At 75.1% G+C, this 25,163-nt stretch carries 23 protein-coding genes; 11 read left to right on the top strand and 12 right to left on the bottom strand.

Features of this window, described 5'->3' with window-relative positions; all coding sequences use genetic code 11:
• Positions 1–18: 18 nt before the first annotated feature.
• Complete coding sequence (gene cobF, locus ACZ518_RS25760; protein WP_469115346.1) at positions 19–771, top strand: precorrin-6A synthase (deacetylating); 753 nt, start codon at positions 19–21, stop codon at positions 769–771.
• On the opposite strand, the gene ACZ518_RS25755 is transcribed toward cobF, so the two are convergent.
• Both ACZ518_RS25755 and ACZ518_RS25750 read right to left on the bottom strand, forming a co-directional pair.
• Complete coding sequence (locus ACZ518_RS25755; RefSeq protein WP_469115345.1) at positions 758–1,915, bottom strand: aminotransferase class V-fold PLP-dependent enzyme; 1,158 nt, start codon at positions 1,913–1,915, stop codon at positions 758–760. The two genes, cobF and ACZ518_RS25755, sit on opposite strands and share 14 nt — an antisense overlap.
• 174 nt (positions 1,916–2,089) lie before the next feature.
• The gene (locus ACZ518_RS25750; protein ID WP_469115344.1) at positions 2,090–3,718 is read right to left on the bottom strand and encodes a glycoside hydrolase family 71 protein; all 1,629 of its coding nucleotides are present in this window, start codon (positions 3,716–3,718) and stop codon (positions 2,090–2,092) included.
• A gap of 228 nt (positions 3,719–3,946) precedes the next feature.
• On the opposite strand from ACZ518_RS25750, the gene ACZ518_RS25745 reads away from it, so the two are divergent.
• On the top strand, positions 3,947–4,423 hold the full coding sequence (locus ACZ518_RS25745; protein ID WP_469115343.1) for a hypothetical protein: 477 nt from the start codon (positions 3,947–3,949) through the stop codon (positions 4,421–4,423).
• A 106-nt stretch (positions 4,424–4,529) separates the two neighbouring features.
• On the opposite strand, the gene ACZ518_RS25740 is transcribed toward ACZ518_RS25745, so the two are convergent.
• Complete coding sequence (locus tag ACZ518_RS25740; RefSeq protein ID WP_469115342.1) at positions 4,530–6,749, bottom strand: NADP-dependent isocitrate dehydrogenase; 2,220 nt, start codon at positions 6,747–6,749, stop codon at positions 4,530–4,532.
• Positions 6,750–6,932: 183 nt separating this feature from the next.
• Complete coding sequence (locus tag ACZ518_RS25735) at positions 6,933–7,286, bottom strand: DUF805 domain-containing protein (RefSeq protein ID WP_469115341.1); 354 nt, start codon at positions 7,284–7,286, stop codon at positions 6,933–6,935.
• A gap of 242 nt (positions 7,287–7,528) precedes the next feature.
• Here ACZ518_RS25735 and ACZ518_RS25730 point away from each other — a divergent pair, with 242 nt between their 5' ends.
• Complete coding sequence (locus tag ACZ518_RS25730; protein WP_469115340.1) at positions 7,529–8,575, top strand: NAD-dependent epimerase/dehydratase family protein; 1,047 nt, start codon at positions 7,529–7,531, stop codon at positions 8,573–8,575.
• Positions 8,576–8,851: 276 nt separating this feature from the next.
• Here the strand turns inward: ACZ518_RS25730 and ACZ518_RS25725 are convergent, their stop codons facing one another.
• Together ACZ518_RS25725 and ACZ518_RS25720 are read right to left on the bottom strand one after the other, a co-directional pair.
• The gene (locus ACZ518_RS25725) at positions 8,852–9,964 is read right to left on the bottom strand and encodes a sensor histidine kinase (RefSeq protein WP_469115339.1); all 1,113 of its coding nucleotides are present in this window, start codon (positions 9,962–9,964) and stop codon (positions 8,852–8,854) included.
• Positions 9,961–10,683, bottom strand: a complete 723-nt coding sequence (locus tag ACZ518_RS25720; RefSeq protein ID WP_469115338.1) for a response regulator — start codon at positions 10,681–10,683, stop codon at positions 9,961–9,963. Before ACZ518_RS25720 ends, ACZ518_RS25725 begins: the two co-directional genes overlap by 4 nt.
• A gap of 124 nt (positions 10,684–10,807) precedes the next feature.
• On the opposite strand from ACZ518_RS25720, the gene ACZ518_RS25715 reads away from it, so the two are divergent.
• The 3 genes from ACZ518_RS25715 to ACZ518_RS25705 are packed head-to-tail and all read left to right on the top strand — an operon-like array spanning position 10,808 to position 12,821.
• A complete protein-coding gene (locus ACZ518_RS25715; protein ID WP_469115337.1) occupies positions 10,808–11,509 on the top strand; it encodes a glycosyltransferase family 2 protein in 702 nt (233 codons plus the stop codon).
• On the top strand, positions 11,506–12,159 hold the full coding sequence (locus ACZ518_RS25710; RefSeq protein ID WP_469115336.1) for a TIGR04282 family arsenosugar biosynthesis glycosyltransferase: 654 nt from the start codon (positions 11,506–11,508) through the stop codon (positions 12,157–12,159). Before ACZ518_RS25715 ends, ACZ518_RS25710 begins: the two co-directional genes overlap by 4 nt.
• On the top strand, positions 12,156–12,821 hold the full coding sequence (locus ACZ518_RS25705; protein ID WP_469115335.1) for a class I SAM-dependent methyltransferase: 666 nt from the start codon (positions 12,156–12,158) through the stop codon (positions 12,819–12,821). Before ACZ518_RS25710 ends, ACZ518_RS25705 begins: the two co-directional genes overlap by 4 nt.
• A gap of 510 nt (positions 12,822–13,331) precedes the next feature.
• On the opposite strand, the gene ACZ518_RS25700 is transcribed toward ACZ518_RS25705, so the two are convergent.
• On the bottom strand, positions 13,332–13,739 hold the full coding sequence (locus ACZ518_RS25700) for a hypothetical protein (protein ID WP_469115334.1): 408 nt from the start codon (positions 13,737–13,739) through the stop codon (positions 13,332–13,334).
• Complete coding sequence (locus ACZ518_RS25695) at positions 13,736–14,947, bottom strand: molybdopterin-dependent oxidoreductase (RefSeq protein WP_469115333.1); 1,212 nt, start codon at positions 14,945–14,947, stop codon at positions 13,736–13,738. The genes ACZ518_RS25700 and ACZ518_RS25695 overlap by 4 nt, the downstream gene beginning before the upstream one ends.
• A 114-nt stretch (positions 14,948–15,061) precedes the next feature.
• Here ACZ518_RS25695 and ACZ518_RS25690 point away from each other — a divergent pair, with 114 nt between their 5' ends.
• On the top strand, positions 15,062–16,447 hold the full coding sequence (locus ACZ518_RS25690; protein WP_469115332.1) for a glycosyltransferase 87 family protein: 1,386 nt from the start codon (positions 15,062–15,064) through the stop codon (positions 16,445–16,447).
• Here the strand turns inward: ACZ518_RS25690 and ACZ518_RS25685 are convergent.
• From ACZ518_RS25685 to ACZ518_RS25675, 3 genes are all read right to left on the bottom strand, one after another.
• Entirely contained in the window at positions 16,420–17,229 is an 810-nt protein-coding gene (locus ACZ518_RS25685) for a chitosanase (RefSeq protein WP_469115456.1), read from the bottom strand. The two genes, ACZ518_RS25690 and ACZ518_RS25685, sit on opposite strands and share 28 nt — an antisense overlap.
• A gap of 500 nt (positions 17,230–17,729) precedes the next feature.
• Entirely contained in the window at positions 17,730–18,812 is a 1,083-nt protein-coding gene (gene corA / locus ACZ518_RS25680; RefSeq protein ID WP_469115455.1) for a magnesium/cobalt transporter CorA, read from the bottom strand.
• A 122-nt stretch (positions 18,813–18,934) separates the two neighbouring features.
• The gene (locus ACZ518_RS25675; protein ID WP_469115331.1) at positions 18,935–20,605 is read right to left on the bottom strand and encodes a serine/threonine-protein kinase; all 1,671 of its coding nucleotides are present in this window, start codon (positions 20,603–20,605) and stop codon (positions 18,935–18,937) included.
• 464 nt (positions 20,606–21,069) lie between these two features.
• On the opposite strand from ACZ518_RS25675, the gene ACZ518_RS25670 reads away from it, so the two are divergent.
• Positions 21,070–21,801, top strand: a complete 732-nt coding sequence (locus ACZ518_RS25670) for a hypothetical protein (protein ID WP_469115330.1) — start codon at positions 21,070–21,072, stop codon at positions 21,799–21,801.
• A 28-nt stretch (positions 21,802–21,829) separates the two neighbouring features.
• Entirely contained in the window at positions 21,830–22,297 is a 468-nt protein-coding gene (locus tag ACZ518_RS25665) for a GNAT family N-acetyltransferase (RefSeq protein ID WP_469115329.1), read from the top strand.
• Here the strand turns inward: ACZ518_RS25665 and ACZ518_RS25660 are convergent.
• The gene (locus tag ACZ518_RS25660; protein WP_469115328.1) at positions 22,294–23,199 is read right to left on the bottom strand and encodes a LysR family transcriptional regulator ArgP; all 906 of its coding nucleotides are present in this window, start codon (positions 23,197–23,199) and stop codon (positions 22,294–22,296) included. The two genes, ACZ518_RS25665 and ACZ518_RS25660, sit on opposite strands and share 4 nt — an antisense overlap.
• A 68-nt stretch (positions 23,200–23,267) precedes the next feature.
• On the opposite strand from ACZ518_RS25660, the gene ACZ518_RS25655 reads away from it, so the two are divergent.
• Together ACZ518_RS25655 and ACZ518_RS25650 are read left to right on the top strand one after the other, a co-directional pair.
• Positions 23,268–23,891: a LysE/ArgO family amino acid transporter gene (locus tag ACZ518_RS25655; RefSeq protein WP_469115327.1), complete on the top strand. Its 624-nt coding sequence runs from the start codon at positions 23,268–23,270 to the stop codon at positions 23,889–23,891.
• A 78-nt stretch (positions 23,892–23,969) separates the two neighbouring features.
• The gene (locus tag ACZ518_RS25650) at positions 23,970–25,016 is read left to right on the top strand and encodes an NUDIX domain-containing protein (protein ID WP_469115326.1); all 1,047 of its coding nucleotides are present in this window, start codon (positions 23,970–23,972) and stop codon (positions 25,014–25,016) included.
• Positions 25,017–25,163: the final 147 nt, after the last annotated feature.

The following is a 25,163-nucleotide window of genomic DNA, read 5'->3' as shown; positions in this document are numbered from 1 at the left end:
GATGGGCACAATAGCCCGGTGAAGAAGTTCTCAGTCATCGGCATAGGCGCGGGCGACCCGGACCACCTGACCCTCCAGGCGGTCAAGGCGATCGGCGCGGCGGACGCATTCCTCATCCTGGAGAAGGGGGAGGAGAAGTCGGACCTGACCGGCCTGCGGCGGGCGATGCTCGACGCGCACGCCCGTCCCGGCCACCGGCTGGTGGAGGGCCGCGACCCGGACCGGGACCGTACCCCGGCCGACTACACCCCGACGGTGGACGGCTGGCGCAGCGCGCGGGCCGGGATCTTCGAGCGGTTCATCGCCGAGGACCTGGCGGAGGGCGAGACGGGCGCGTTCCTGGTGTGGGGCGACCCCTCCCTGTACGACTCCACCCTCGCGATCCTCGAAGAGGTGCTGGAGCACGGCAGGGTGGCGTTCGAGCACGAGGTGGTGCCCGGCATCAGCAGCGTGTCGGCGCTGCTGGCCAGGCACCGCACCAACCTGAACCGGGTCGGGCGCCCGGTCCAGATCACCACGGGCCGCCGGCTCGCGGAGGGCTGGCCGCAGGACGTGGACGACGTGGTGGTGATGCTGGACGCCCGGCACGCCTTCACCGCCCATCTGGACCAGGACCTGTACATCTACTGGGGCGCCTACGTGGGCACCCCGGACGAGATCCTGGTCCAGGGGAAGCTGGCGGAGGTGTCCGGCCGCATCGAGGAGCTGCGGACCGAGGCCCGCGCCCGCAAGGGCTGGATCATGGACACCTACCTGCTCAGGCGCCCCTGAGGAAGCCCGGCAGGGCGGCGGCGAGGCGCTCGTACTCCTCGGGCCGGTTGTAGATCTGCCCGCAGACCCGGATGCCGCCGCCGCCCGGCCGGGCCCAGATCAGGGTGCGGATGCGGGCCTTCGCCGCGATCTCCTCGCGCATGGCCGCGGCGGCGTCCTGGGTCTCGGCGGTGCCGGGCGGCAGCAGCAGGGAGCGCATGGCCAGGCCCGGGGTGTACGGGAGCGGGGTGAGGCCGGGGATCCGGGCGAGCAGCTCGGCCCCGTAGGCGGCGAGGGCGCTGTTGTGGGCCCGGACGCCGTCGGCGCCGAGCCGTTCGATGAGGTCGAGGCCCTCGGGGGCGGCCAGCCAGCCGGTGTAGTCGGCGGTGGCGCGGTACTCGACGGAGCGCGGGTAACCGAGGTGGTCCTGCCAGGACGGGGAGAGGGAGCGGACCCGGGCCCGGTGGGCGGGGGCGACGGCGAGGAGGGCGGTGCCGGAGGGCGCGTAGCCCCACTTGTGGAGGTTGCCGAACCAGAAGTCGGCGCCGGCGGCGACCGGCTCGGCCAGCATGCCCGGGGCGTGGGCGCCATCGACGACGGTGGTGATGCCGCGCGCGGAAAGCTCGGCGAGCAGCCGGGGTGAGGCGATGAGGCGGGCGGTGGGCGAGCTGACGTGGTCGAGCAGGACCGCCTTGGTGCGGGGCGTGAGCGCGGCCAGCACGGTCTCGCGTACGGCGTCCTCGTCGGGCAGGTGCGGGTCCAGGGCCACGGTGGTCACGCGGGCGCGGCGGGCGGCGGCCGCGGTGACGGTGCCGTAGCCGTGGTCGGTGACGAGCACCTCGTCGCCCTCGGCGAGCGGGATGGCCTCGAACGCGAGGTTGGCGCCCTCGGTGGCGTTGGAGATGAACGCGAGGCCGTCCGGGTCGGTGCCCAGCCGGGCCGCGATCCGGGCGCGGGTGGCGGCCAGCCGGTCGGGGAGGGCCTGGAAGAAGGCGTCGGGGTCGGCGTGGGCCTCGGCCCGCAGGGCTTCCTGCGCCTCCTGGACGGGGAGCGGGACGGCGCCGTAGGAGCCGTGGTTGAGGTGGGCGACGGCGGGGTCCAGCCGGAAGAGGCCGGGGCCGCCGGGGTAGGCGGGCGGGGCGGAGGGGGCGGACGGCGCGGGCACGGGTACCTCCGGACGGGACGTGTCGGGTGCGGGCCTCGTGAGCCCGCACCCGGAGCATGGGGTCTCGCCGCCCGGGAGGGAAGGGCCGCTTGCGCCGGATTGGCCTGCCCGGCCGGACGTACGTCCCCCGCCCGGTGTCCGGTCAGCCCGGTGTCCCGTCAGCCCGGTGTCCCGTCAGCCCGGGCGGCCGCTGGTCGCGGCGTAGTACTGGAGGTCCTGCACCGGCACCTCGTGGTCCACGGCGTACGGCAGCTCCACCCGCACCGCGCTCCCCCCGCCGCGGGCCACCTCCGCCGAGCTGGTCCCGGGGCGCAGCGGCAGCAGTTCGGCGTGGACGCCGGCCGGGGCCGCGTGCTCCCGCGCGGCGGAGCCGACGGTGCTGCGGACGGTCGCGGGCGCCGTCAGGAAGCTGAGCACCTCCACCGTGTCCCGCGCGGCGGCACTTCCCGGGCGCAGGGACATCAGGAGCGACTGGCCGCCGGTGGGGCCGGCGGCCGCGAACTGGGTGCGGCCGGTGAGGTAGAGCGTGTCGCGGACGATCGGGGGCCAGCCGCCGGTCTTGAAGCGGGTCAGGTAGTAGGAGGAGAGGTCCAGGTAGGCGTGGCCGTTGTGCCGGGACGGGGCGAACTGGCTGCCCTCGGAGTAGTCGTTCCAGGTGGTCAGCTGTACCCAGTCGGCGCCGTCCTCGATGGCGTGGGTCCAGGTGGAGCGCAGGGTGGCGGTGTTGCCGGCCTCGTCGTAGATCCCCTGGTTCGGGCGGGCGTCCTGGACGGACACGGGCTGCATCCAGATCTTGCCCTTGCCGTGCGCCCGCCGGACGTCGTCGAAGGCGCCCTCCTGGCCCGCGTGGCTGCGGCTGCCCCATTCGGAGAACCCGTGGCTGATGGGCGCGAAGGCGTCGGCGTGCGCGCCGAGGTCGAGGAAGAGGGGGACGAAGGCGGTGCGGACGCCGTGCCGGGACTCCATCAGTTGCAGGAGGCGGCGCCACCAGTCGGTGCTCTTCTGCTCGGCCTTGAACGGGGACACGACGAGCCGGCCGTCGTCGAGCCGGTGCGCGGCGGGGTTGGCGCCGAGGACGGCGAGGGCGTCGGCGAGCACGGCGGGGTCGTCGGTGTCCAGTGAGGTCATGTCCGGCATCAGCATGACCTTGAAGGCCGGGTCGGCCGCGTGGGCCGCCCTCATCAGCAGGTCCGCGCGCTCCCGGTTCTTCCCGGAGAGGGAGAGCAGGTCGAGGGTGAAGCCGTCGAGGCCCGCGTCGCGGGCGGTGCGGACCTCCTGCTGGAGGTTGGCGTACTCCCAGTCGCCGTCCTTGGGCGGGACGGGCGGCGGGCGGTCGCGGAGCAGGCCGCCGTACCGCTGGTGTTTGCCGTTCTCGCCGCGGGGGTCGAGGTAGTTGCGGGTGTAGTAGTCGGTTTCGGCGCTCGCGTTGTCGAGGGAGAGGGGGTACGGGGTGAAGTAGTGGGCGAACACCAGCTTGCGGCCTGCGTCGCCGGAGCGGAGCGCGGCCGGTGCGGGCAGGTCGAACGGCAGGGCCCCGGCGGCCGGGCGGGCGGGGGTGCCGCTCGGGGCCGGTGCCGCAGGGGCGGGCGGGGCCTGGCTCGCCCCGCCGGATCCCGGGGTGGCGGAGGGCCCGGCGGACCGGGACGCGCCGGCGGCGGGCCGGGCTCCGTCCTGGCCGGCCGCGGCCGTGAAGGGGCCCCAGGCGATGCCGGCCGCGGCGCAGAGGCCGGCGAGGACGCAGGCGGCGGCCGGCAGGGCGGCCCGGCGCCGGGACAAGCGGGAGCGCCCCCGGTGCGCCGTCATCCCGACCCCTCCCCGTGGACGTGCCCGTTCGGCCGTACGGCCCCTTGCCGCCCCGCGGACGACCGTTCACCGCGACCGGCAGGGCACCGGCTGACCAGGGCGTTCCCGGACCATGCGCCGGAATACGGCATTCCCCTAGCTATACAGCTGAATTGACGCATAATCATCGTCACGCGGCGCGAAACAACCCTCGCGCCGCACTGGGTCACGCATGCAACGGGGGGCATCGTGATGATGGGGGACTCCCGGCCGACACCATCGGGCGGAGCGACCGGAACACTGCCGACCACGTCCACCGAGCTCTCCCGCCTGCTCACCGCCGTCCGGCGGGGCCGGGTGCTGACGGTCACCGGCCGGTTCCACGAGGCCCGGAGCCTGCTGGTGCGGGACGTCGCCCGGCGGCTGGCGTCCAACTTCTGCGACGGGGCCGCGGTGGTCACCGTCAGCCCGGACGGCGGCGTACGCGGCCTCGTGGCCGCGCTGGGCTGCGTACCGGGCATGCCCTTCCTGCCCTACGGCACGGCCAACGCCGCCTCCTGGCTGGCGGAGCGGGACATGCTGCTGGTCCTGGACGGCAGCGACCGGCTCGGCCCCGAGGCGCTGACCTGGCTGCGGGAGCTGCTCGCCGCCGCGCCCGGCCTGCGCATCCTGGCGGCCGGCCGGCACCCGCTCTCCGTGGGCCAGGGGCGGGTGCACCGGCTCTGAGCCGCAGCCGTCCGGATACGGGTCCGCCCCGGCCGGGCACGGGGCCGGGCCGGGGCGGAACGCGTACTGCCTACTGCCTACTGCCTACTGCCTACTGCGGTGGGCGTCAGCCCAGGATGGCGAGCGCCTGGTTCAGCGTCGCGGAGGGACGCATCACCTGGGCCGCCTTGGCCGGGTCGGGCTGGAAGTAGCCGCCGATGTCGGCCGGGGAGCCCTGGACGGCGTTCAGCTCGGCGACGATGGCCGTCTCCTGCTCGGCCAGCGTCTTGGCGAGCGGCTCGAAGGCCGCCGCCAGCTGCGCGTCGTCGCTCTGGCCGGCCAGCTCCTGCGCCCAGTACAGGGCGAGGAAGAAGTGGCTGCCGCGGTTGTCGATGCCGCCGAGGCGACGGGTCGGCGACTTGTCCTCGTTCAGGAAGGTGCCGGTGGCGCGGTCCAGGGTGTCGGCCAGGACCTGGGCGCGGGCGTTGCCGGTGGTGGCTGCGAGGTGCTCGAAGGAGGCGGCCAGCGCGAAGAACTCGCCCAGCGAGTCCCAGCGCAGGTAGTTCTCCTTGACCAGCTGCTGGACGTGCTTCGGGGCGGAGCCGCCGGCGCCCGTCTCGAAGAGGCCGCCGCCCGCCATCAGCGGGACGACCGACAGCATCTTGGCGCTGGTGCCCAGCTCCAGGATCGGGAAGAGGTCGGTCAGGTAGTCGCGCAGCACGTTGCCGGTCACCGAGATGGTGTCCTCGCCGCGGCGGATGCGCTCCAGGGAGTACTTCGTGGCCTCGACCGGGGAGAGGATCTCGATGGTCAGGCCCTCGGTGTCGTGCTCCGCGAGGTACGTCTTGACCTTGGCGATGAGCTGCGCGTCGTGGGCGCGGGTCTCGTCGAGCCAGAAGACGGCCGGGGCGCCGGTGGCGCGGGCGCGGGTGACGGCGAGCTTGACCCAGTCCTGGATGGGCAGGTCCTTGGTCTGGCAGGCGCGGAAGATGTCGCCGGCGGCGACCTCCTGCTCGATGAGCACGTTGCCCGCGGCGTCGACGACGCGGACGGTGCCCGCGGCGGCGATCTCGAAGGTCTTGTCGTGGCTGCCGTACTCCTCGGCCTTCTGGGCCATCAGGCCGACGTTCGGCACCGAGCCCATGGTGGCCGGGTCGAACGCGCCGTGGGCGCGGCAGTCCTCGACGACGGCCTGGTAGACGCCGGCGTAGCTGCTGTCCGGGAGGACGGCGAGGGTGTCGGCCTCGGCGCCGTCCGGGCCCCACATGTGGCCGGAGGTGCGGATCATGGCCGGCATGGAGGCGTCGACGATGACGTCGGACGGCACGTGCAGGTTGGTGATGCCCTTGTCGGAGTCGACCATCGCGAGGGCCGGGCCCTCGGCGATCTCGGCGTCGAAGGAGGCCTTGATCGCGTCGCCGTCGGCGAGGCCGCCCAGGCCGTTCAGGATGGTGCCGAGGCCGTCGTTGGGGGACAGGCCGGCGGCGGCGAGGGTCTCGCCGTAGCGGGCGAAGGTCTTCGGGAAGAAGGCGCGGACCACGTGGCCGAAGATGATCGGGTCGGAGACCTTCATCATCGTGGCCTTGAGGTGCACGGAGAACAGGACGTCCTCGGCCTTGGCGCGCTCGATCTGGTCGTTCAGGAAGGTGCGCAGGGCGTCGACGTGCATGACGGACGCGTCCACGACCTCACCGGCGAGGACCGGGACGGACTCGCGCAGGACGGTGGTGGCGCCGTCGGCGGCGACGTGCTCGATGCGCAGCGTGCCGGCCTCGGCGATCACGGCGGACTTCTCGGTGGAGCGGAAGTCGTTCTCGCCCATGGTGGCGACGTTCGTCTTCGACTCGGGGCTCCAGGCGCCCATGCGGTGCGGGTGGGCCTTGGCGTAGTTCTTCACCGAGGCGGGGGCGCGGCGGTCGGAGTTGCCCTCGCGCAGGACCGGGTTGACGGCGCTGCCCTTGATCTTGTCGTAGCGGGCGCGGATCTCGCGCTCCTCGTCGGACTTCGGGTCGTCCGGGTAGTCCGGAAGGGCGTAGCCCTGGCCCTGGAGCTCGGCGATCGCGGCCTTCAGCTGCGGGATCGAGGCCGAGATGTTGGGCAGCTTGATGATGTTGGCCTCGGGGGTCTTCGCCAGCTCGCCGAGCTCGGCGAGGGCGTCGGGGATCCGCTGCCCCTCCTCGAGGTACTCGGGGAAGACGGCGATGATCCGACCGGCCAGGGAGATGTCACGGGTCTCGACATTCACACCGGCCGTCGACGCGTAGGCCTGGATCACAGGCAGGAAGGAATACGTCGCGAGGGCCGGGGCCTCGTCAGTGTGCGTGTAGATGATGGTCGAGTCAGTCACCGGATGCTCCGCTCCACAGTCTGCGTCTCTCGTCTGCAACATTGCTCGACATCAAGATATCTCGTGATCGGGCATGTCTGGACAGCCCCCTGCCGGAAGACCGGGGAGACGCGCGTCACGGCAACGCGAAAGGCGCCGCCGCCGGCCTCCGGGGCCGGCGGCGGCGCCGTCGCGCCGTGCGTTTCAGGCGGTGACCTGCTTGGGGCTCGCGCCGTACTCGTTCGGTCCGGCGTCGCCCTCCAGGGCCATCAGGACGATGATCCCGATCCAGCCGACGAACGGGATGAAGCCGATCAGGTACCACCAGCCGGACCTGCCGGTGTCGTGCAGTCGGCGGACGCTCAGGCCCAGGGTGGGGAGGAAGACGGCGAGGTTGTAGATGTAGAAGATGACCGGGTAGCTCCCGAGCGCGAAGTCGAGCACGATCGCCACGACCATGATCGGGATGCTGCACAGGACGAACATCCAGTACTCCTGGCGGCGCGCGCGGCCGGAGAAGTCCGCATAGCGCTTGATGACGTCGACGTAGTAGTGCACGAGTCCCCCCTAAGGACGGCATCGACGGCCCTTCGGCCTGAAAGGGGCCGGGCCCGACTTATGCCCTCGGGCCGTCGCGCTCAAGCCACCGCCGGGCGCCTGAATTGGGCCACCGGCCTTTGTTCAAAGGGGAGTTGGGAACTCGTGGGGTGGATGCGCAGCCAGGGGCGGGGGATGACGGAAGTCTTACGGCAGGGCGTGGCTGCCCCCGGTCCGCGGCGCGGCTCCGTAGCGTCCGGCACATGCGCGTACTCGTCACCGGAGGGGCCGGGTTCATCGGCTCCCACATCGTCACCGCCCTGCGCCGGCACGGCCACGACCCGGTCGTCCTCGACGTCCGGGTCCCCGCCGCCCGCGCGGGCCGGGCCGGCCCACCGCGGCTGCCGGAGCCCGGATACCTCCAGGGGGACGTCCGCGACCCCGGGACCGTGCGGGCGGCCCTGCGCGGGGTGGACGCCGTCTGCCACCAGGCCGCGGTGGTGGGCCTCGGCAAGGACTTCTCCGACGCGCCGCGGTACGTCGCCGTGAACGACCTCGGAACGGCGGTGCTGCTCACCGAGATGGCCTCGGCGGGGGTGCGCGGCCTCGTGCTGGCCGGATCGATGGTGGTGTACGGGGAGGGCCGGTACGAGTGCCCGCGCCACGGCGTCGTCCGGCCCGGGCCGCGCCCCGCGGCCGACCTGGCGGCGGGGCTCTTCGAACCGCGCTGCCCCTCCTGCGGGGCGGAACTCACCCCGGGGCTGGTCACCGAGGACGCCCCCGCCGACCCGCGGAACGTGTACGCCACGACGAAGCTGGCCCAGGAGCACCTCGCGGCGGCGTGGGCCCGCGGCACGGAGGGCCGCGCGGTGTCGCTGCGCTACCACAACGTGTACGGGCCGGGGATGCCGCGCGACACCCCGTACGCGGGGGTGGCCTCCTTCTTCCGCTCCGCGCTGGCGCGGGGCGAGGCGCCGCGGGTCTTCGAGGACGGGGGCCAGCGGCGGGACTTCGTGCACGTGCGGGACGTGGCGGAGGCCAACGTGGTGGCCCTGGAAGCGCTGGGCACGCTCCCGCCCGGGGCGTGCACCCCGTACAACACGGGGAGCGGGGACCCCCGCACGATCGGGGAGATGGCCACGGCCCTCGCCGCCGCCCACGGCGGCCCCGCGCCGGTGGTCACCGGGGAGTTCCGGCTGGGCGACGTCCGCCACATCACCGCCGACTCGCGGCGGCTGCGGGAGGAACTCGGCTGGCGGCCGGGCACGGACTTCGGGGCGGGCATGACGGAATTCGCCGCCTCCTCCTGACGGGGGCCTTCGCCGTGCGCGCGCGGCCGGGGCCGGCCCCGCCGGCTTCGCGCCGCTGTGCCGGACTCCGTCCGCCTGGGGGGTGCGGGGCGGCCGCGGACCCGGCTCCGGTGGGTCGTCTGCGGCTGGTCGGCCGCTGCGCGGGGGCGTCCCCCAACCGCCCTCCCACCGTTCCCCGGGGCTGCGCCCCGGACCCCGTACGGGCGCAGCCCCGGGGTACCTCCCAGCGGTAGCCGGGGGAGGAACGGGCGAAGGGCGGGGCGGGGAGCCGGCCCGTCAGGGCAGCGGCAGGGTGACCTCGAAGCGGCACCCTCCCGGGACGTTGCGGACCGCCGTGCGCCCCGCGTGGGCCTCCACGATGCCCCGCACGATGGCCAGGCCCAGCCCCGCACCGGCGGGCGGCGTCCGTGCGGCGGCGCCCCGCCAGCCGGTGTCGAACACCCTCGGCAGGTCCGCCACCGGAATGCCCCCGCAGCCGTCCGTCACGGACAGCACCACCACCCCGGCCCGCCGCTCGGCGGCGGCCGCGACCGCGACGGTCCCGTCGGCCGGGGTGTGCCGGATCGCGTTGACGAGCAGGTTCGCCAGGACCCGGGTCATCTCCTTGCCGTCGACCTCGACCGGAACCCGGTCCACCCCCTCCCCCACCAGCCGCACCCCGTGCTCCCGCGCGAGCGGGTCGACCCCGGACAGCGCGTCCCCGACCAGGTCGTACAGGGAGATCCGGCTCGGGCTCAGCGCCAGCGCCCCGGCGTGGATGCGCGACAGCTCGAACAGGTCTCCGACCATCGCGTCGAGCCGTTCCACCTCGGTCCGGATCTGCCGGTGGTAGCGGTCGGGGTCTGCCGCCACCCCGTCCTCCAGGGCCTCCGACATCGCCCGCAGCCCGGCGAGGGGGGTCCGCAGGTCGTGGGAGATCCAGGCGACCAGCTCGCGGCGCGAGGACTCCAGCGCGCGCTCCCGCTCCCGCGAGGCGGCCAGTTTGGCGCTGGTCACCGCCAGTTCCCGGGACAAGGCGTCCAGTTCGGCGGTGGTCTGCCCGGGCGGCGCCTCGAAGCTGCCGCCGTCGCCGAAGTCCCGTGCGGCCAGGGACAGTTCACGGCTGCGGGCCACCACCCACCGGCCGAGCAGCAGCGCGGTGGCCAGCGAGACCACCGCCGCCATCGCCGCGACGAGGGTCACCACGCCGAGGTCGTGCGGGGACAGGAACATCGCCTGGGCGACGGCGAGCGTTCCGGCCAGCATGGCCGTCACGGTGACGGCGGCGATCACCGTGAGGGAGACCGCCACCGAGCGGCGACGCACCAGCCGCAGCACGACGGCCCCGAGCAGCCCCGCGCAGACCGCGCCGCCGAGCGCGAAAAGGGCGATGAGGGCGATGTCCTTCACGCGGTCCCCTCCCCCGCCGGTTCGAAGCGGTAGCCCACGCCCCACACCGTCCGGATCAGCCGCGGCCGGCCGGGGTCCTCCTCGACCTTCGCCCGCAGCCTTCGTACGTGCACCGTCACCGTCGACAGGTCACCGAAGTCCCAGCCCCACACGTCCCGCATCAGTTCCTCCCGCCCGTGGACGCGCCCCGGATGCCGCAGGAAGTGCGCGAGGAGGTCGAACTCCCGCAGGGTGAGAGCCAGTTCGCGGCCGTCACGGGCGGCCCGGCGGGTGGCGGGATCGAGCGTGATCCCCCCGCCGTCCAGCCGCCCCGGTACGGGGACCCGGTCCGCGGCGCGGCTGCGCCGCAGCACCGACGTGACCCTCAGGACCAGCTCGCGCGGGCTGAACGGCTTGGTGACGTAGTCGTCCGCGCCCACCTCCAGGCCCAGGATCCGGTCGTCCTCGTCGCCCCGCGCCGTCAGCATGATCACCGGCACCGGTCCGGCGGCACGCAGCCGCCGGCAGACCTCCAGTCCGTCCAGTCCCGGCAGCATCAGGTCGAGCACCACCAGGTCCGGCCGGACCCGGTCGGCGGCGGCGAGGGCGGCGGGGCCGTCCGCCGCTTCCTCCACGACGTGGCCGGCCCGCCGCAGATATCCGGCGACGACCTCGGAGACGGTCGCGTCGTCGTCGACGACGAGGATCCGCGCGGGCGGTGCGTCCATGCTGCTGCTCATGCCGCCCAGCCTCCCATCCGCGGCGGGCGCCGGTGCCGCGGACCGGGGCCGCACGGGGCGGTGTCCGCGTTTCGTAAGGACTGCGGGCCCCTTTTCCCGGCCCGCGGTTCCTACCGTGAACGACGTGACCGTGACCGTGAGTGTTGATGTCGTCCTGCCCTGTCTGAACGAGGCCGAGGCCCTGCCCTGGGTGCTCGCCCGTGTGCCGAGCGGCTGGCGGGCCCTGGTCGTGGACAACGGGTCCACCGACGGGTCCGCCGGGATCGCGCGCGAGCTGGGCGCCACGGTGGTGAGCGAGTCCCGGCGCGGCTTCGGCGCCGCCTGCCATGCCGGGCTGCTCGCCGCCGAGGCGGAGATCGTCTGCTTCTGCGACTGTGACGCCTCGCACGACCCCGGCCTGCTGACCGGCTTCGTGGCCGCCGTGGCCGCCGGCGAGACCGATCTCGTCCTGGGCCGGCGGCGCCCCGCCGGCCGGGGCGCCTGGCCCGTGCACGCCCGGGCCGGGAACCTGGCGCTGGCCCGGATGCTGCGCCGCCGCACCGGACTGCGGCTGCACGACCTCGGCCCGCTGCGGGCGGCCCGGCGCGCCGATCTGCTGGGCCTGGGGCTCGCCGACCGCCGCTCCGGGTACCCGCTGGAGATGGTGGTACGGGCCGCGGACGCGGGCTGGCGGGTCCGCGAGGTGGACGTGCCGTACCTGCCGCGCGCCGGGAAGTCGAAGGTGACGGGCACCTGGCGGGGCACCTGGCAAGCCGTGCGCGACATGAGCCGGGTCCTCGCGGAGCCCGCGGCCGAACGCCCCGCCCCGGCCGGTGGTGCCCGGTGACCACCCTGCTCGTGATCGCCAAGGAGCCCGTGCCGGGCCGGGTCAAGACCCGGCTCACCCCGCCCTTCACCCCCGCCGCGGCGGCGGCGCTGGCCGAGGCCGCGCTCGCCGACACCCTGGCGGCGGTCGCCCTGGCCCCCGCCGCACGGCGGGTCCTCGTACTGGACGGGCGGCCCGGCCCCTGGCTGCCGCCCGGCTTCGAGGTGCTCCCGCAGGCGGACGGGACGCTGGACGAGCGGCTCGCGGCCGCCTTCGGGGGGTGCGCCGGGCCCGCGCTGCTGATCGGGATGGACACCCCGCAGGTCACTCCGGAGCTGCTGACCGTCGACTGGGGGGCGTACGACGCGTGGTTCGGGCCCGCCGTGGACGGGGGCTTCTGGGCGCTGGGGCTCGCGGAGCCGGACCCGGCACTGCTGCGCGGGGTCCCGATGTCGGTGCCCGAGACGGGGGCCGTGCAGTACGAGCGCCTGCGTGCGGCCGGGCTGCGGATCGGGCGGCTGCCGCGGCTGCGGGACGTGGACACCGCGGAGGACGCCCGCCTGGTGGCCGCCTCGGCTCCGGCCGGGGCCTTCGCGGCACGGCTGGCGGAGCTGGCTCCGGCGGACCCGGCGGACCCGGCGGACCCGGCGGATCCGGCAGTACGCCGATGACCGCCGCGGCGGCCTGGACGGCCGACCCGTACGCCCTGGCCCTGCGGAGCGGCCGGGGGCCGCTGTTCCTGCGGCGGGGGGACGGCTGGCTGCTGCCGCTGGAGGTGGAGCGCTGGTGCGAGGCCCCCGACCGCGCGGACCGGACGGTGCTGCGCCGCTGCCGGGGCGCGGTCCTCGACATCGGCTGCGGCCCCGGGCGGCTGGTGTCGGCCCTGGCCGCCCGGGGGCACCGCGCCCTCGGCGTCGACGTCAGCCCGGAGGCGGTGGCCCGCACGGCCCGCGCGGGCGGTACGGCGCTGCGCCGGTCGGTCTTCGACTCCCTTCCGGGTGAGGGGCGTTGGGACACGGCGCTGCTGATCGACGGGAACATCGGCATCGGGGGCGACCCGGCGGCCCTGCTCGCGCGGATGGCGCAGGTCCTGGCCGCCGCCGGGAGGCTGGTCGTCGAGTGCGCCGCCGTGGACGCGGAGCTGGACGAGCGGTGCGAGGTCCGCGTCTTCGACGGCCGGGCCGGCCTGGGCGCGCCGTTCCCCTGGGCCCGCGTCGGCGCTGCCGCGCTGGCCGGGCACGCGGAGGCCTCCGGCTGGGTCCGGGCCGGGCACTGGGTGGCGGCGGGCCGGGTCTTCGCGGAACTCCACCGCCGCCCCCCTTCTCCTTCTTGACGCGCCGCTCGCACGGCTCGGCCGCAGGCGGCCTCACCGGCTTTGCGCCGCTGCGCCGGACTCCGTCCGTCGGACGTGGGGCGGGGCCGGTTCGGGTGGCTGGGGCTGGTGGGTTGCCGGCAGGTGGTCGGCCGCTGCGCGGGGCGAGGTCCCCTACCCGCCCTTCGCCCGTTCCTCCCCCAGCTACCGCTGGGAGGTACCCCCAGGGGCTCCGCCCCGGACCCCGTTGCGCCCAAACGCCGCGCGGGCCGGAAATTCGCTGCGCGAACTCCAGCCCCGCCGGCGTTTGCGGCGCGGGGGTCTGGGGGCGGAGCCCCCAGAACGGGTCCGGGCTGAGCCCGGGGAACGGGCGAAGGGCGGGGAGGGGACCGGCCCCGCGCAGCGGCCAAGGCCCCGGCCGGTGGCTGGCCCCGGGCAACGGAACACCCGATCCGCAGGCCCGGGCCGTGTGGCGGCGCGCCGTGCGGCAGCAGCAGACCCCGCACCGGCGCGCGGGCCCGGGCGGCGGTGTCAGACGGGCCCGCCCGGACGGCGTCGGCGCAGCCGGGCCCGCAGCCACCAGGCCGCGTACGCGGCGACCGCCACCACCCCGAGGACCACCGCCAGGTTGCGCCCGTACGGCAGCGGCAGCGCCGACGGGTTCACCGGCGCGCCCGGCCGCAGCAGCGCCGGCAGGGTGACCAGGACCAGCACACCTCCGGTGATCAGCGCCCCGCGCACCAGGCCCCGCGCGGGTCCCGCCGCGACCAGCAGTCCGGCGCCCAGCACCAGCGGGGCGATGACCCCGTCGTGCAGTACGAGCGCCCCGCCGAGCCAGACGAGTACGCCGAGGGGGTCGGGCAGGCCCGCCACCAGCCGGCCCCCGACGGCGATCAGCAGCAGGCCCAGCGCGCCCAGCGCGTAGCGGAAGGCCTTCACGGCAGTACCTCCAGGAGCGCGACCCACTTGGTCTGGAGCACCCCGGGCCGGTTCGGGGCGATGATCCGTGCCGGGTAGCCGTGGTCCAGGGACAGCGGCTGCCCGCCGAGCCGCAGCGCGAGCAGGGTGAGGGGGTCCTCGGCGTACTCGCGGCCCATCTCCATCACCCGGTAGGCGCCGCCGTTCTCCAGCGAGGTGACGCGCAGGCCGGCGCCCGGCGGCGCCCCGGCCCGGGCGAGGAGGTCACGGACGCGCACCCCGGTCCAGCGGGCCTCCTTGCTCCAGCCCTCGACGCAGGCGATCGGCAGCCGCGCCTCCGTCTGCGGCAGGGCGCCCAGCTGGGCGAGCGTGAGGCTGTACGGGACCGGGCCGCGCACCTCCAGCCGCCAGTCCCGCAGCCGTTCGGGGCCGACTCCCGCCGCCGCGGCCGTCCGGTTGACTGGCAGGCCCTGCGGGCCGTGCCCGGGGTGGCGCGGCCCGAGCAGGTCCAGGGCGGCCAGCGGGGTGAGGGTCTGCCCGACGGTGGTCAGGGTGACCGCCCCGACGGCCGCGCCGGCGCCGAGGAGCAGCGAGCGCCGGTCCGGGGCGTCCTCGGGGGCGAGCAGCCGCGTGCCGGGCGAGTCGCGGTTCCAGTGCGCCCTGATCTCGGGGGCCTTGACGGCGATGTGCAGGAGGATCGAGCCGGCCGCCACCCAGGCGAGGGCGAAGTGGGTCTGGATGAAGCCGAAGGGCCACGGGTACCACTGGACGATGTTGAGGAGGCCGGTGAAGACCTGCAGGACGGCGGTGGCCACCAGCACGGCCACCGACAGCCGTTCCAGCGCGTGCCGTACTCCGCGCACCGGCGGCCAGACGTACAGCCTCGGGTACACGGTCCACAGCTTGACCAGCAGCAGCACGATCGCGGCGAGCCCGGTCGCGATGTGCAGGCTCTGGGTGAGGCGGTAGCCCCATACCGGCCGGGCGGGCAGCGCGTCGGCGGCCCAGCCGGGCGGGTGCTGCAGGTAGTGGCTGATCAGCCCGGTGACGAAGCAGACGGCGAACGCCGCGCCCAGCCAGCGTCCGACGGCCGTGGCGGTGCGGGCGTCGTGCAGCCGCCCGGAGAAGGCGGGCGGGAGGCGGAGCCGGGAGAGCGGGGACGGCCGGTTCGACGGCGGGGGGCCGGAGGGAGGCGGTGGGCCCGAGGACGGCGGCGGGTCGGGAGTCATGCCCCCCATCACACCGCCGTGCGGCGCCGCGCGGGCCGTCCGACACCTTACGAAACGCGGACGCCGGGCCCCGTCACACCCCCGGCGGCGCCCCGCGCTGCCAGGCTGCCGGGCATGAAGGACTCCCGCGCCCGGACCCCGCTCACCGTGACCCTGCTCCTGCTCGCCGGCCTCGCCGCCGTGCTCGTCACGGCCGTCCGGTACGCCGGCTACACCGCCGACCCGGGCGGGCTGGTGCTGCGGTACGCCGGCGCCTGGTGCCTGTTCGGGGCGGCCGCCTGGTCCCTGCGCCGGGTTCCGGGCCGGCACGTGGTCCCGCTGGTGGCGGCGGGGGCGCTGGTCGTGGCCGCCGCCGGGCTGACGGGGCCGCCGCTGACCAGTACCGACTCCTTCCGCTACGCCTGGGACGGCCGGGTCCAGGCCGCCGGGATCTCCCCGTACGACCACGCCCCGGCGGATCCCGCGCTGCGGGCCCTGCGCGACGACTGGCTGTTCCCGCGCGGCGCGGCGGCCTGCTCCGGCCCGGACCGCGTCGCGGTCGAGCCGGGGGTGTGCACCCGGATCAACCGGCCGGCCGTGCACACCCTCTACCCGCCCGTCGCGGAGGGGTACTTCCTCCTGGTGCACGCCCTCTCCCCGCCGGGCGTGCGCCACAAGGCCCTGCAGGCCGGCGGGGCCCTGCTCTCGCTCGGGGTGACCGGGGTGCTGCTGCTCGTGCTGCGGCGCCGGCGCGCGGACCCGCGTACGGCCGCGTACTGGGCGTGGTGTCCGGCCGGGGCGGTGGAGGCCGTCAACAACGCGCACGCGGACGTGCTCGCCGTGCTGCTGTCGGTGGCGGCCCTCGGAGTGGTGGTGCGCCGGCGGGCGCTGGGCGGCGCGCTGTTCGGGCTGGCCGTCGCGGCGAAGCTGCTGCCCGCGGTCCTGCTGCCGGGCGCGCTGGCCGGTGTCCGTCGGTGGCGGGACGCGGCGGCACTCCTGGTGCCGGCCGCTGCCGTGGTGGCGCTGGCGTACCTGCCGTACGTGCTGGGGTCGCGGTCCTCGGTCTTCGGCTATCTGGGCGGCTACGCCGAGGAGGAGGGGTACGGGGATCCGGGCGCGGGCGGCCGCTACGCGCTGCTGCGGCTGGTGCTGCCGGACTCCTGGTCGGTGCCGGCGGTGGCGCTCGGGATGCTCGCGGTGGTGGCGTACGTGTGGCGGTGCGGCGATCCCGAACGGCCTTGGAGCGGGGCCCTGGTGGTGACGGGCACGGCCTTCCTGCTGATGACGCCGGGGTATTCCTGGTACGCGCTGCTGCTGGTGGCGCTGGTCGCGCTGGACGGCCGCGCCGAATGGCTGGGGGTGGCGCTGGCGGGGGCGGCGGTGTACGTCGGCGGGCGGCTGGCGGGAGGGGCGGCGGTGGAGTTGGCGTACGGGCTGGCGGGCGCGGCGGTGCTCGCCGGGTGGGCGGTGCGCCGCCGCGCCCGGGAGGCGTCTCAGCCGATGCGGTACGAGTCCCCGTAGACCTTCCATTCGAGCGGGGTGTCGAGGTTCAGGTTGCCCTTCTTCAGGAAGACCCGCTGGGCGGTGTCGACCCGGCTGGTGTCGCTGTGGGCCTCCTCCTGCTTCATCGCCCAGACCCGGGCGTCGAGGAAGGCGTTCAGCCAGGTGGTCTCGTTCCCGCCCTGGGCCGGGGGCTTGGCCTTGGCGAGGGCCCGCTTGCGGATGTTGCGGAAGCTGGTGGAGTCGCTCCCGTCGCCGTGCATGACGATGGCGTCGTAGTAGATGAACTGGCCGAGGGTGCCGACCCGGTCGGACTTGCCCTGCCCGACGGCGGGACCGAAGTAGACCCGGTCGCGTTCGTGGTCCTGGGCCTTCCTGAACTCCGCGTCCTGGGCGGCCTTGGCCCAGTCCCGGGTGAAGTCGGGGTCGAGTCCGGCGTGCGAGTCGCTGCCGTTGACCTTGCGGAGGGCGGGGAGGTACTTGGCGAGCACGTTCCCGGGCTTGACCCGGGTGTAGTACTCGACCAGTTCGAGCATGTCGCCGGTGCCGGAACAGAAGCCGATGATGCCGGCGGTGTAGCCGCGGCCGTCGCCTATGTCCTCGATGTACTTGTACTGGGCCTTCCAGTCGAGCGAGGAGTTCTCGGCACTGGAGACGATCCGCATGGCGATGTCCTTCTTCGCCGGGTCGTCGAGTCCGGCGGCGGCCTTCGCGGCGGGGGCGGCAGCAGCCGGGGCGGCGGTGGCGTGCGCCGCGACCGGGGCGGCGAGGAGGGCGGCGCCGAGCAGGGCGCCGATGGCCATCGTCTTGGGACGGGGAGTGAACACAGGGCCTCCATGGGGTGGTTGAGTCTTCCCTGATCCGTTAGGAAACTTTCCTACCAGACATCGGAGGCCGGGGGAACACCCCTGTGGCTCACGCGTCCGGCTCTGGGCGGGTGGCCCGCTGCCCGGGACCGAGTCCCCCACCCGCCCTCCGCCCGTCCCCCGGGGCTCCACCCCGGACCCCGCGCCTCAAACGCCGGCGAGGCTGGATTTTCGCCGGCCGGGGCTGAAATGGCCGGCCGGGGGCGGGGACGGGGTGGGGTGTCGTCCGGGACTGAAACAAGATGAATTCGGCGCGCGGTACCGCTCACCAACCGGATCCGGCACAGGCGCCGAACATCGAAGCCCGTCCCGGACGACACCCCACCCCGGCACCGCCCCCGGCCCCCGCACCCCGCAACCCCGCCCAGCAGGCCAACGCCCCGAACCCGACCACCGCCCGGCCAGGGCAGAGGCCCGGCCAGGGCAGAGGCCGACGTTCAGATCCACCCGTTGCGCTTGAACCCCCGGTGGATCACGAAGCAGGCGACCGCCATCACCACGAGGACCAGCGGATACCCGTAGGTCCAGTGCAGCTCGGGCATGTGGTCGAAGTTCATCCCGTACACCCCGCAGACCATCGTCGGCACGGCCACTATCGCCGCCCACGCCGTGATCTTGCGCATGTCCTCGTTCTGGGCGACCGTCACCTGCGCCAGGTGCGCCTGGAGGATGGAGTCGAGGAGCCCGTCGTACGCGCCGATCTGCTCGGTGGCCCGCGTCAGGTGGTCGGCGACGTCGCGGAAGTACGCGCGGACCTCCGGCGGGATCACCGGTATCGGCTGCGTGGCCAGGTGCTGGAGGGGCCGGCCGAGCGGGGCCACCGCCCTGCGGAGTTCGAGGAGCTCGCGCTTGAGCTGGTAGATCCGGCCCGCGTCACCCCGGCCGCCGTGTTCGCTGAACACGGCGGTCTCCACGGCGTCCATGTCGCTCTGCACGGCGTCCGTGACGGCCACGTAGTCGTCCACCACGTGGTCCGCCATGGCGTGCAGGACGGCCGCCGGCCCCTTGGCCAGCTGCTCCGGCTCCGCCTCCAGGGCCTCGCGGACCGGGCCGAGGGTGCCGCGCCCGCCGTGCCGGATGGTGATCACGAAGTCCTCGCCGATGAAGGCCATCAGCTCGCCGGTCTCCACCACCTCGCTCGTCGCGGTCAGCTCCTCGTGCTCGACGTAGCGCACGGTCTTGAAGACGGCGAAGAGCGTCTCGTCGTAGCGCTCCACCTTCGGCCGCTGGTGCGCGTTGACGGCGTCCTCGACGGCGAGCGGGTGCAGCCCGAAGAGCCCGGCGAGGCCGGCCAGCTCCTGCTGCGAGGGTTCGTGCAGGCCGATCCAGACGAATCCGGCGCCCGTCTTGCGGACCCGGCGCAGGGCCTCCTCCGCCTCGGCGCAGCCGTCCTGGCGGATGCCGTCCTGGTAGACCACGCAGTTGACGACGGCGCTGCCGAGCGGGGAGCGGGCGGGGTGGCTGAGGTCGACGGCCCGCCGGTAGCCGCGGCGCACGGCACGGCGCAGGTTGCTGAACATGGACACGGGCGTACTCCCCTTCGGCGGATCAGCGGCCAGTCTGCCACCGCCCCGCCGGCGCTCCGCCACCCGCCCGCGCCGCCGCCCGGCCCCTCCCCGCCCTGCCCCTCCCCGCCCCGCCGCTAGCAGGCCGGGGAGGATCCCTTCTGGCCCTTGAGGTCGCGGTTGTAGAGCCACCCGGTGGCGTTGGTGCCTTCCACGCGCACGAACGTCCACTGGTTGCCGTACGAGTTGACGATGTAGCAGTGGTACCAGAGCTTCGTGCCGTCCTTGACCAGGGCGCCCTGCGCGCACTGCTGGTACGGCGCGGCCAGCAGGTGGTGGTCGCCGGATATGTACCCGTACGTGCCCGGCGTCGGGTCCCGGTGGGTCCAGCCCGCGCAGCCCGTCGGTACGGGGCTGGGCTTGCCCGGGGCGGGCGAGGACGGCTTCACGGAGGGCGACGGCGTGCCCGGCTTCTTCGAGGTGCTGGCGGAGGGCTTGGCCGTGGGCCCGGAGCCGGAGGGCGAGGGGGCCGGGGTGGGCGTGGCCGGCTGCCCGCCGGCCGCCGGGGAGCCGCCGGGCGCCGGGGTGGGCGCCGCGGTCGTGCTGCCGCCGCCGCCCGAGGTCATGGCGTAGGTGACCCCGCCCGCGGCGAGTACGGCGACCACTGCGACGGCGATCGCGGCGCGGCTGCGGCGGCGCGCCCGGTCGGCGTCCGCCGGGACGGACCGTGCGACCGTGGGCGGCTGGCCGGACGGAGGGCCCTGCGGCGGGAAGCCGGGCTGCGGGGCGGCGGCGGGGGCGTAGGACTGCGGAAACGATACGCCGCCGGGGCCGCCGCCAGGGCCGGGACCGGCCGCCGGCGGAGGCCCGAACCCGGAAGCCGCCGCAGGCCCGGGCGCGTACGGCGACGGCACGGCCGGCACGGCCGCCGGGGCCGCGCCGCCACCCGCCGCCACCTGCTCCAGCATCGCGCGGGCCTGCTCGGCCGTCGGCCGGTGCTCCGGCTCCTTCGCCATCAGCGCCCGCAGCACCGGGGCGAGCGGCCCCGCGCGCCGGGGCTCGGGCAGCGGGTCGCCGACGATCGCGGCCAGGGTGGACCACACCGAGGTGCGGCGGAACGGCGACACGCCCTCCACCGCCGCGTACAGGGTCATCCCGAGCGACCAGATGTCCGAGGCCGGGCCGGGCTCCCTGCCCTGCGCGCGCTCGGGCGGGAGGTAGTCGAGCGAGCCGACCAGTTCCCCGCTGCGGGTCAGCTTGGCCAGGGCCTCGTCACCGGAGGATTCGATGGTGGCGATGCCGAAGTCGGTGAGCACGACCCGGCCGCCCCGCTCCAGCAGCACGTTGCCCGGCTTCACGTCCCGGTGCAGGACGCCCGCCCGGTGCGCGGCGTCGAGCGCGTCCATCAGCTTGGCGCCGATCGCGGCGGCCTCGTGCGGGTCGAGCGCGCCGTACCTGGTCACCGAGTCGTCGAGCGAGGGGCCGTCGACGAGTTCCATGACGATGACGGGCAGGCCCTCCTCGTGCGTGACGTCGTGGACCGTGACCACGCCGGGGTGCCGGATGCGGGCGGCGGCCTGCGCCTCGCGCTCCATCCGGGTGCGCAGGTCGGTCAGTTCGGCGTCGCTGGAGTCGGTGTAGGCCCGCAGGACCTTGACGGCGACCTCGCGGGCCAGCAGTTCGTCGACGGCTCGGGCGACCACGCCCATGCCGCCCCGGCCGATCACCGAGGTGACCCGGTAGCGCCCTCCGAGCACCTTGCCGACGAGGTCCCCGTCGTTCGCTTCCTCCGCTTGGCCCGCTGGCACCACATGCTCCGTTCCACGACCGGTCGTCCGTCTCGACGCTCTGACGGGGCACAAGCGTAGATGCATGATCGGCGGGCCGGCCGGGCGGCTGCCGCCTACCCTTCGTCGCGCGGCAGACGGGTCCCGGCTTCCTCGTATCCGGCGCTGCCGGGCCGCTCGGCCGGGGCGTGGAAGAGGTTGAGCACTCCGGTGCCGAAGGCCTCGCAGGAGAGCGGTTCGAGCGGGATCGCCGGCTCGCCCTCCCCGAGGAGGCGGGCGGCGCGGGGGCAGTAGAGTCACCTGTCGATCTTGATCGACTCGGGGGGCGGGAGCAGCGGGTGGCACGGCGGGACGAGGACACGTGGCAGTCGGACACGGGGTGGCGTACGGGCCGGACACCGGGCGCGGAGCCGTACGGGCCGCCCCCGGGACGCGGGCCGGGGGCGGCCGGGGCCGGCCGGCGCGGGCAGGGGCGCCACGGCTGCGTGACCGCGCTCATGACGCCCTTCGTCCTCGCCGCCCGCGTCCAGCGGCCGGGGCGTCCTGACCGGCTGGCCGACCCCGCGATCAGCCGGGCCCAGGTGGCCCGTACGGCGATCGGGCTGGCCGCCACGGCATGGCTGTTCTACGCGTTCTCGCTGCGGCACGGGGCGAAGGACCTGCTCGACGACAAGCTCGCCGAGATGCTGATCAGCGCGGCGGTGCTGATGGTCGTCGGGCCCCTGGCCGTGGCCGCCTTCGTACTGGCGGCCCGGCCGCACCCCAGGGCCCTGTACCGGCGGCGGCTGCGCGGTCCGTCGACCGCCTTCGCGGGCCTGGCCGGCGGCGCCGCCATCCAGTGGTTCGCCCTCGCCTCCGGCCTGCGGGACGACCTGTTCGCGGCCGCCGGGGACGTCGGCTTCCTGCTGAGCCTGCTGACGGGGCTGGCGAGCCTCTTCCTGCTCCCGTTCCTCCTGGCCTCCTCGGTCCTGTGCGTCCACCACTCCTTCCGGACCGCCGACGTCCACGAGGTGCTGCCGCCCCTGCTCTCCCCCGTGGTCGTGGTGGTGATGTCGGCGCTCCAGGCCTTCGAGGGGCCGCCCGTGAACGCCCCGCAGGGCGTGTGGCTGCTCTTCCTGGCGGGCGCGCCCCTGTCCGTGACCGCCCTGTCCTGCTGGGAACTGCGCAGACTGCGGACCCGGTACGGGATCACCGTGCGCAGCGCCCTCGGCCGGTAGCGGCGGAGCCCGGCGGTATCGTGCCGACGTGAAGATCATCGACTTCGAACCCGGAGACCCTCGCCTGACCGGCGACCTCCTCCCGGTCCTGCGCGAGCTGCGCCCCCATCTCACCGAAGAGCTCTTCCGGGAGGTGTACGAGAACGGGCGGGCGCAGGGGCTGCGCTTCACCGCCGCCTACGCGGACGACGGCACCTGCGTCGGCGCGGCCGGCTGGCGGATCATCCACAACACCAGTTCCCTGCGCAAGCTCTACGTCGACGACCTGGTGACCGCCGCGTCGTCCCGCTCCACCGGCGTCGGCCACGCACTCGTCGTCCACCTGGAGGCCCACGCCCGCGCGGCGGGGTGCCACGAGCTGAACCTCGACTCGGGCACCCACCGCACCGACGCCCACCGTTTCTACCTGCGCGAGCGCATGGACATCGTCGCCTTCCACTTCACCAAGGACCTGGAGCCGGCGGCCGGCCTGCCCGATCCGGGGGACACGGCCTAGACCGGCCGCAGCTCTTCCATGGCCGTTTCGGCGACCACCCGGGCGACCAGCGCGAGCGCGGGCGAGTCGAGCTTCCACTGCTGCCAGTACAGCGGTACGTCCAGCCAGCGGCCCGGCGCCAGCGGCACCAGCGCGCCGGTCTCCAGCAGCGGTTCCGCCTGCGGTTCGGGTACGAGCCCCCACCCGAGGCCCGCCGCCACCGCGTCCCGGTAGCCCTCCGAGGTGGGTACGAGGTGCCGTGCGGCCGAGGCGGTCGAGACGCCGCCGGTGAGGGCGCGGACGAAGTCGTCCTGGAGGACGTCGCGCCGGTCGAAGACGATCAGCGGGGCCTCCAGCAGGTCCCGGGCCGGGGCCCCGGTCAGGTGCCGGGCGGCGAAGTCGGGGCTCGCCACCGGCAGGTAGCGGGCCAGCCCCAGCGCCCGTACCGTGCACCCGGCCACCGGGTCGGGCGAGGAGGTGACGGCCGCCATGACCTGGCCCTCCCGCAGCAGGGCCGTCGTGTGGGACTCGTCCTCGCGGTGCAGCTCGAAGCAGATGGGCGGCTGCTGCGGCACCCGGGTGAGGGCGGGCAGGAACCAGGTGGCCAGCGAGTCCGCGTTGACCGCGATCGGCATCCGGACGGGGCCGAGGCCGTCGGCCATGCCCATGCCCAGTTCGGCGCGCGCGTCCCGTTCCAGCCGGGCCAGCTGCCGGGCGAAGCGGATGACCACCTCTCCGGACTCCGTCGCCCGGACCGGCTTGGTCCGCATCAGCAGCACCCGTCCGGTGCGCTGTTCCAGGGCCTTGACCCGCTGGCTGACGGCGGAGGGCGTCACGTGCAGGGCGGCGGCGGCCGCGTCGAAGGTGCCTTCGTCCACGACCGCGAGGAGGGTCCGGACCTGTTCCAGGGGAAGCTCGTCCATCACGAGCGCTAATGATACGTAAAAATCTTTAGCTGTACGCAGTGGCGCGCGGTCCTTACGGTCGGACCATGACGAACGGCATCACCACAGCACTACTGGCGGGTTTCGGTACCGGCCTCTCCCTCATCGTCGCGATCGGCGCGCAGAACGCCTTCGTGCTGCGCCAGGGCGCGCGCCGGCACGCCGTCCTGGCGGTGGTCGCGATCTGCGCCGTCTCCGACGCGGTGCTCATCTTCCTCGGCGTGGCCGGGGTCGGCGCCTTCGTCACCGCCTGGCCGGCCGCGCTGACCGCCGTGGGCATCGCCGGCGGCGGGTTCCTGATCTGCTACGGCATCCTCGCGGCCCGGCGGGTGCTGCGCCCCGCCGCCGGCGCGGCCCTCACCGCCGAGGGCGCCACCGCCGGGTCCGTCCGGGCGGCGGTGCTCACCTGCCTGGCCATGACCTGGCTCAACCCGCACGTCTACCTGGACACCGTCCTGCTGGTGGGCTCGCTGGCCGCCGACCGGGGCGACCTGCGGTGGGCCTTCGGGATCGGGGCCGGGCTGGCCAGCCTGATCTGGTTCGCCGCCCTGGGCTACGGCGCCCGGCTGCTCAGCGGGCCGCTGTCGCGGCCCGGCGCCTGGCGGGTGCTGGACGGGCTGGTGGCCGCGACGATGGTCACGATGGGCGGAATGCTCCTCGCCCGGGCCTGAGGCCGGGCGGGACGTGGTACTGATTCCGGTACGCCGCCCCCCTCACCCCCGCCCCCTCACCCCGATCCCGGAGCCGCCGTGCCCGACCGCCCGTCGCCCGAGGCCGTGCGCGCCTATTACGCGGACCGGCCGTCGCCGCTCGTCGCCGCGACCGGCCTCGTGCTGGACCCGCAGGGCCGGGTCCTCGTACTGACCCCCTCGTACAAGGACGGCCTCGAACTGCCCGGCGGCACGGTGGAGGACACCGAGACCCCGGAACAGGGCCTGGCCCGGGAGCTGAAGGAGGAGCTGGACCTGTCCGCCCCGGTCGGCCGGCTGCTGGCCGTGGACTCCTGTCCGCCGGGCGCGCTCGGCCGCTCGCTCGTGGTCCACGTGTACCTCGTGGGGCCGCTGACCGGTGCCGGCGCCGAGGGAATCGCCTTCGCCGACGGCGAGGTGACCGAGGCGCGCTGGCTCACCCCGGAGGAAGCCGCGGAGCAGCTGCCCGGCCGGCTCGCGCCCCGGCTGCGCGCCGGGCTGGCCGCCCTGTACTCCGGCTCCGTCGCGCACCTGGTCGACGGCGTCCCGCAGCCCGGCTCCCCCGCCGGGCTGGATCCGGCCGACCGCGCCGCCCTGGAGCACGCCGGCCACTACGACCCGGCCGGCCACCGCGCGGCCCGGCCCAAGGCCCTCACCGCCGCGAACGTCCTCTTCACCGACGGGGCCGGCGGGGTCCTGCTCGTCCGGCCCGGCTACGGCGAGCCGGGCCGCTGGCTGCTGCCCGGCGGCGGCGTCGACAGCGACCTCGGCGAGACCCCGCGGGACGCGGCGGGGCGCGAGGTCCGCGAGGAGACCGGCCTGGACCGGGCGCCCGGCCGGCTCCTCGCCGTCAACTGGACCCACCGGCCCGGCTACCCGGCGCGGATCCGCTTCCTCTACGACGGCGGGGTCCTGGGCCCGGCCGAGTTCGCGGCGATCCGGCTGCCGCCCGCCGAGCTGCTGGAGTGGCGCACGGCGCGCCGCGAGGAGCTGCGGGGTCTGGTCAAGCCGAAGCTGCGCCGCCAGATCGAGGCCTGCCTGACGGCCCTGGCCGAGGGGACCGGCCCGCTGGAACTCCACTCGGGGCGCCGGGTGGGCCCGGCCTGAGCGACCCCCGTTCGGCCTTCGCGGGATCGCCGGGGCGGCCGGGCGCCGGGCGCCGGGCGACTCTACGGGGACGGCCGGGGGGGGTCTCGTAGGCACCCGGCCCGGCCTGCTCCCACGACCGAAAGGGGCCGCCATGCCCGAGCAGCG

Source organism: Streptomyces sp. NPDC033966 (assembly GCF_055575955.1).
This window is presented reverse-complemented; position numbering and strand designations above follow the sequence as displayed.

What these genes read in the sequence shown, in the direction of transcription:
- ACZ518_RS25730 (WP_469115340.1), top strand. Translation starts at nt 7,529, where the DNA reads ATGCGCGTACTCGTCACCGGAGGGGCCGGGTTCATCGGCTCCCACATC.
- ACZ518_RS25720 (WP_469115338.1), bottom strand. Translation starts at nt 10,683, where the DNA reads ATGAGCAGCAGCATGGACGCACCGCCCGCGCGGATCCTCGTCGTCGAC.
- ACZ518_RS25660 (WP_469115328.1), bottom strand. Translation starts at nt 23,199, where the DNA reads ATGGACGAGCTTCCCCTGGAACAGGTCCGGACCCTCCTCGCGGTCGTG.
- ACZ518_RS25705 (WP_469115335.1), top strand. Translation starts at nt 12,156, where the DNA reads ATGACCGCCGCGGCGGCCTGGACGGCCGACCCGTACGCCCTGGCCCTG.
- ACZ518_RS25655 (WP_469115327.1), top strand. Translation starts at nt 23,268, where the DNA reads ATGACGAACGGCATCACCACAGCACTACTGGCGGGTTTCGGTACCGGC.
- ACZ518_RS25695 (WP_469115333.1), bottom strand. Translation starts at nt 14,947, where the DNA reads ATGACTCCCGACCCGCCGCCGTCCTCGGGCCCACCGCCTCCCTCCGGC.
- ACZ518_RS25750 (WP_469115344.1), bottom strand. Translation starts at nt 3,718, where the DNA reads ATGACGGCGCACCGGGGGCGCTCCCGCTTGTCCCGGCGCCGGGCCGCC.
- ACZ518_RS25690 (WP_469115332.1), top strand. Translation starts at nt 15,062, where the DNA reads ATGAAGGACTCCCGCGCCCGGACCCCGCTCACCGTGACCCTGCTCCTG.
- corA (WP_469115455.1), bottom strand. Translation starts at nt 18,812, where the DNA reads ATGTTCAGCAACCTGCGCCGTGCCGTGCGCCGCGGCTACCGGCGGGCC.
- ACZ518_RS25685 (WP_469115456.1), bottom strand. Translation starts at nt 17,229, where the DNA reads ATGGCCATCGGCGCCCTGCTCGGCGCCGCCCTCCTCGCCGCCCCGGTC.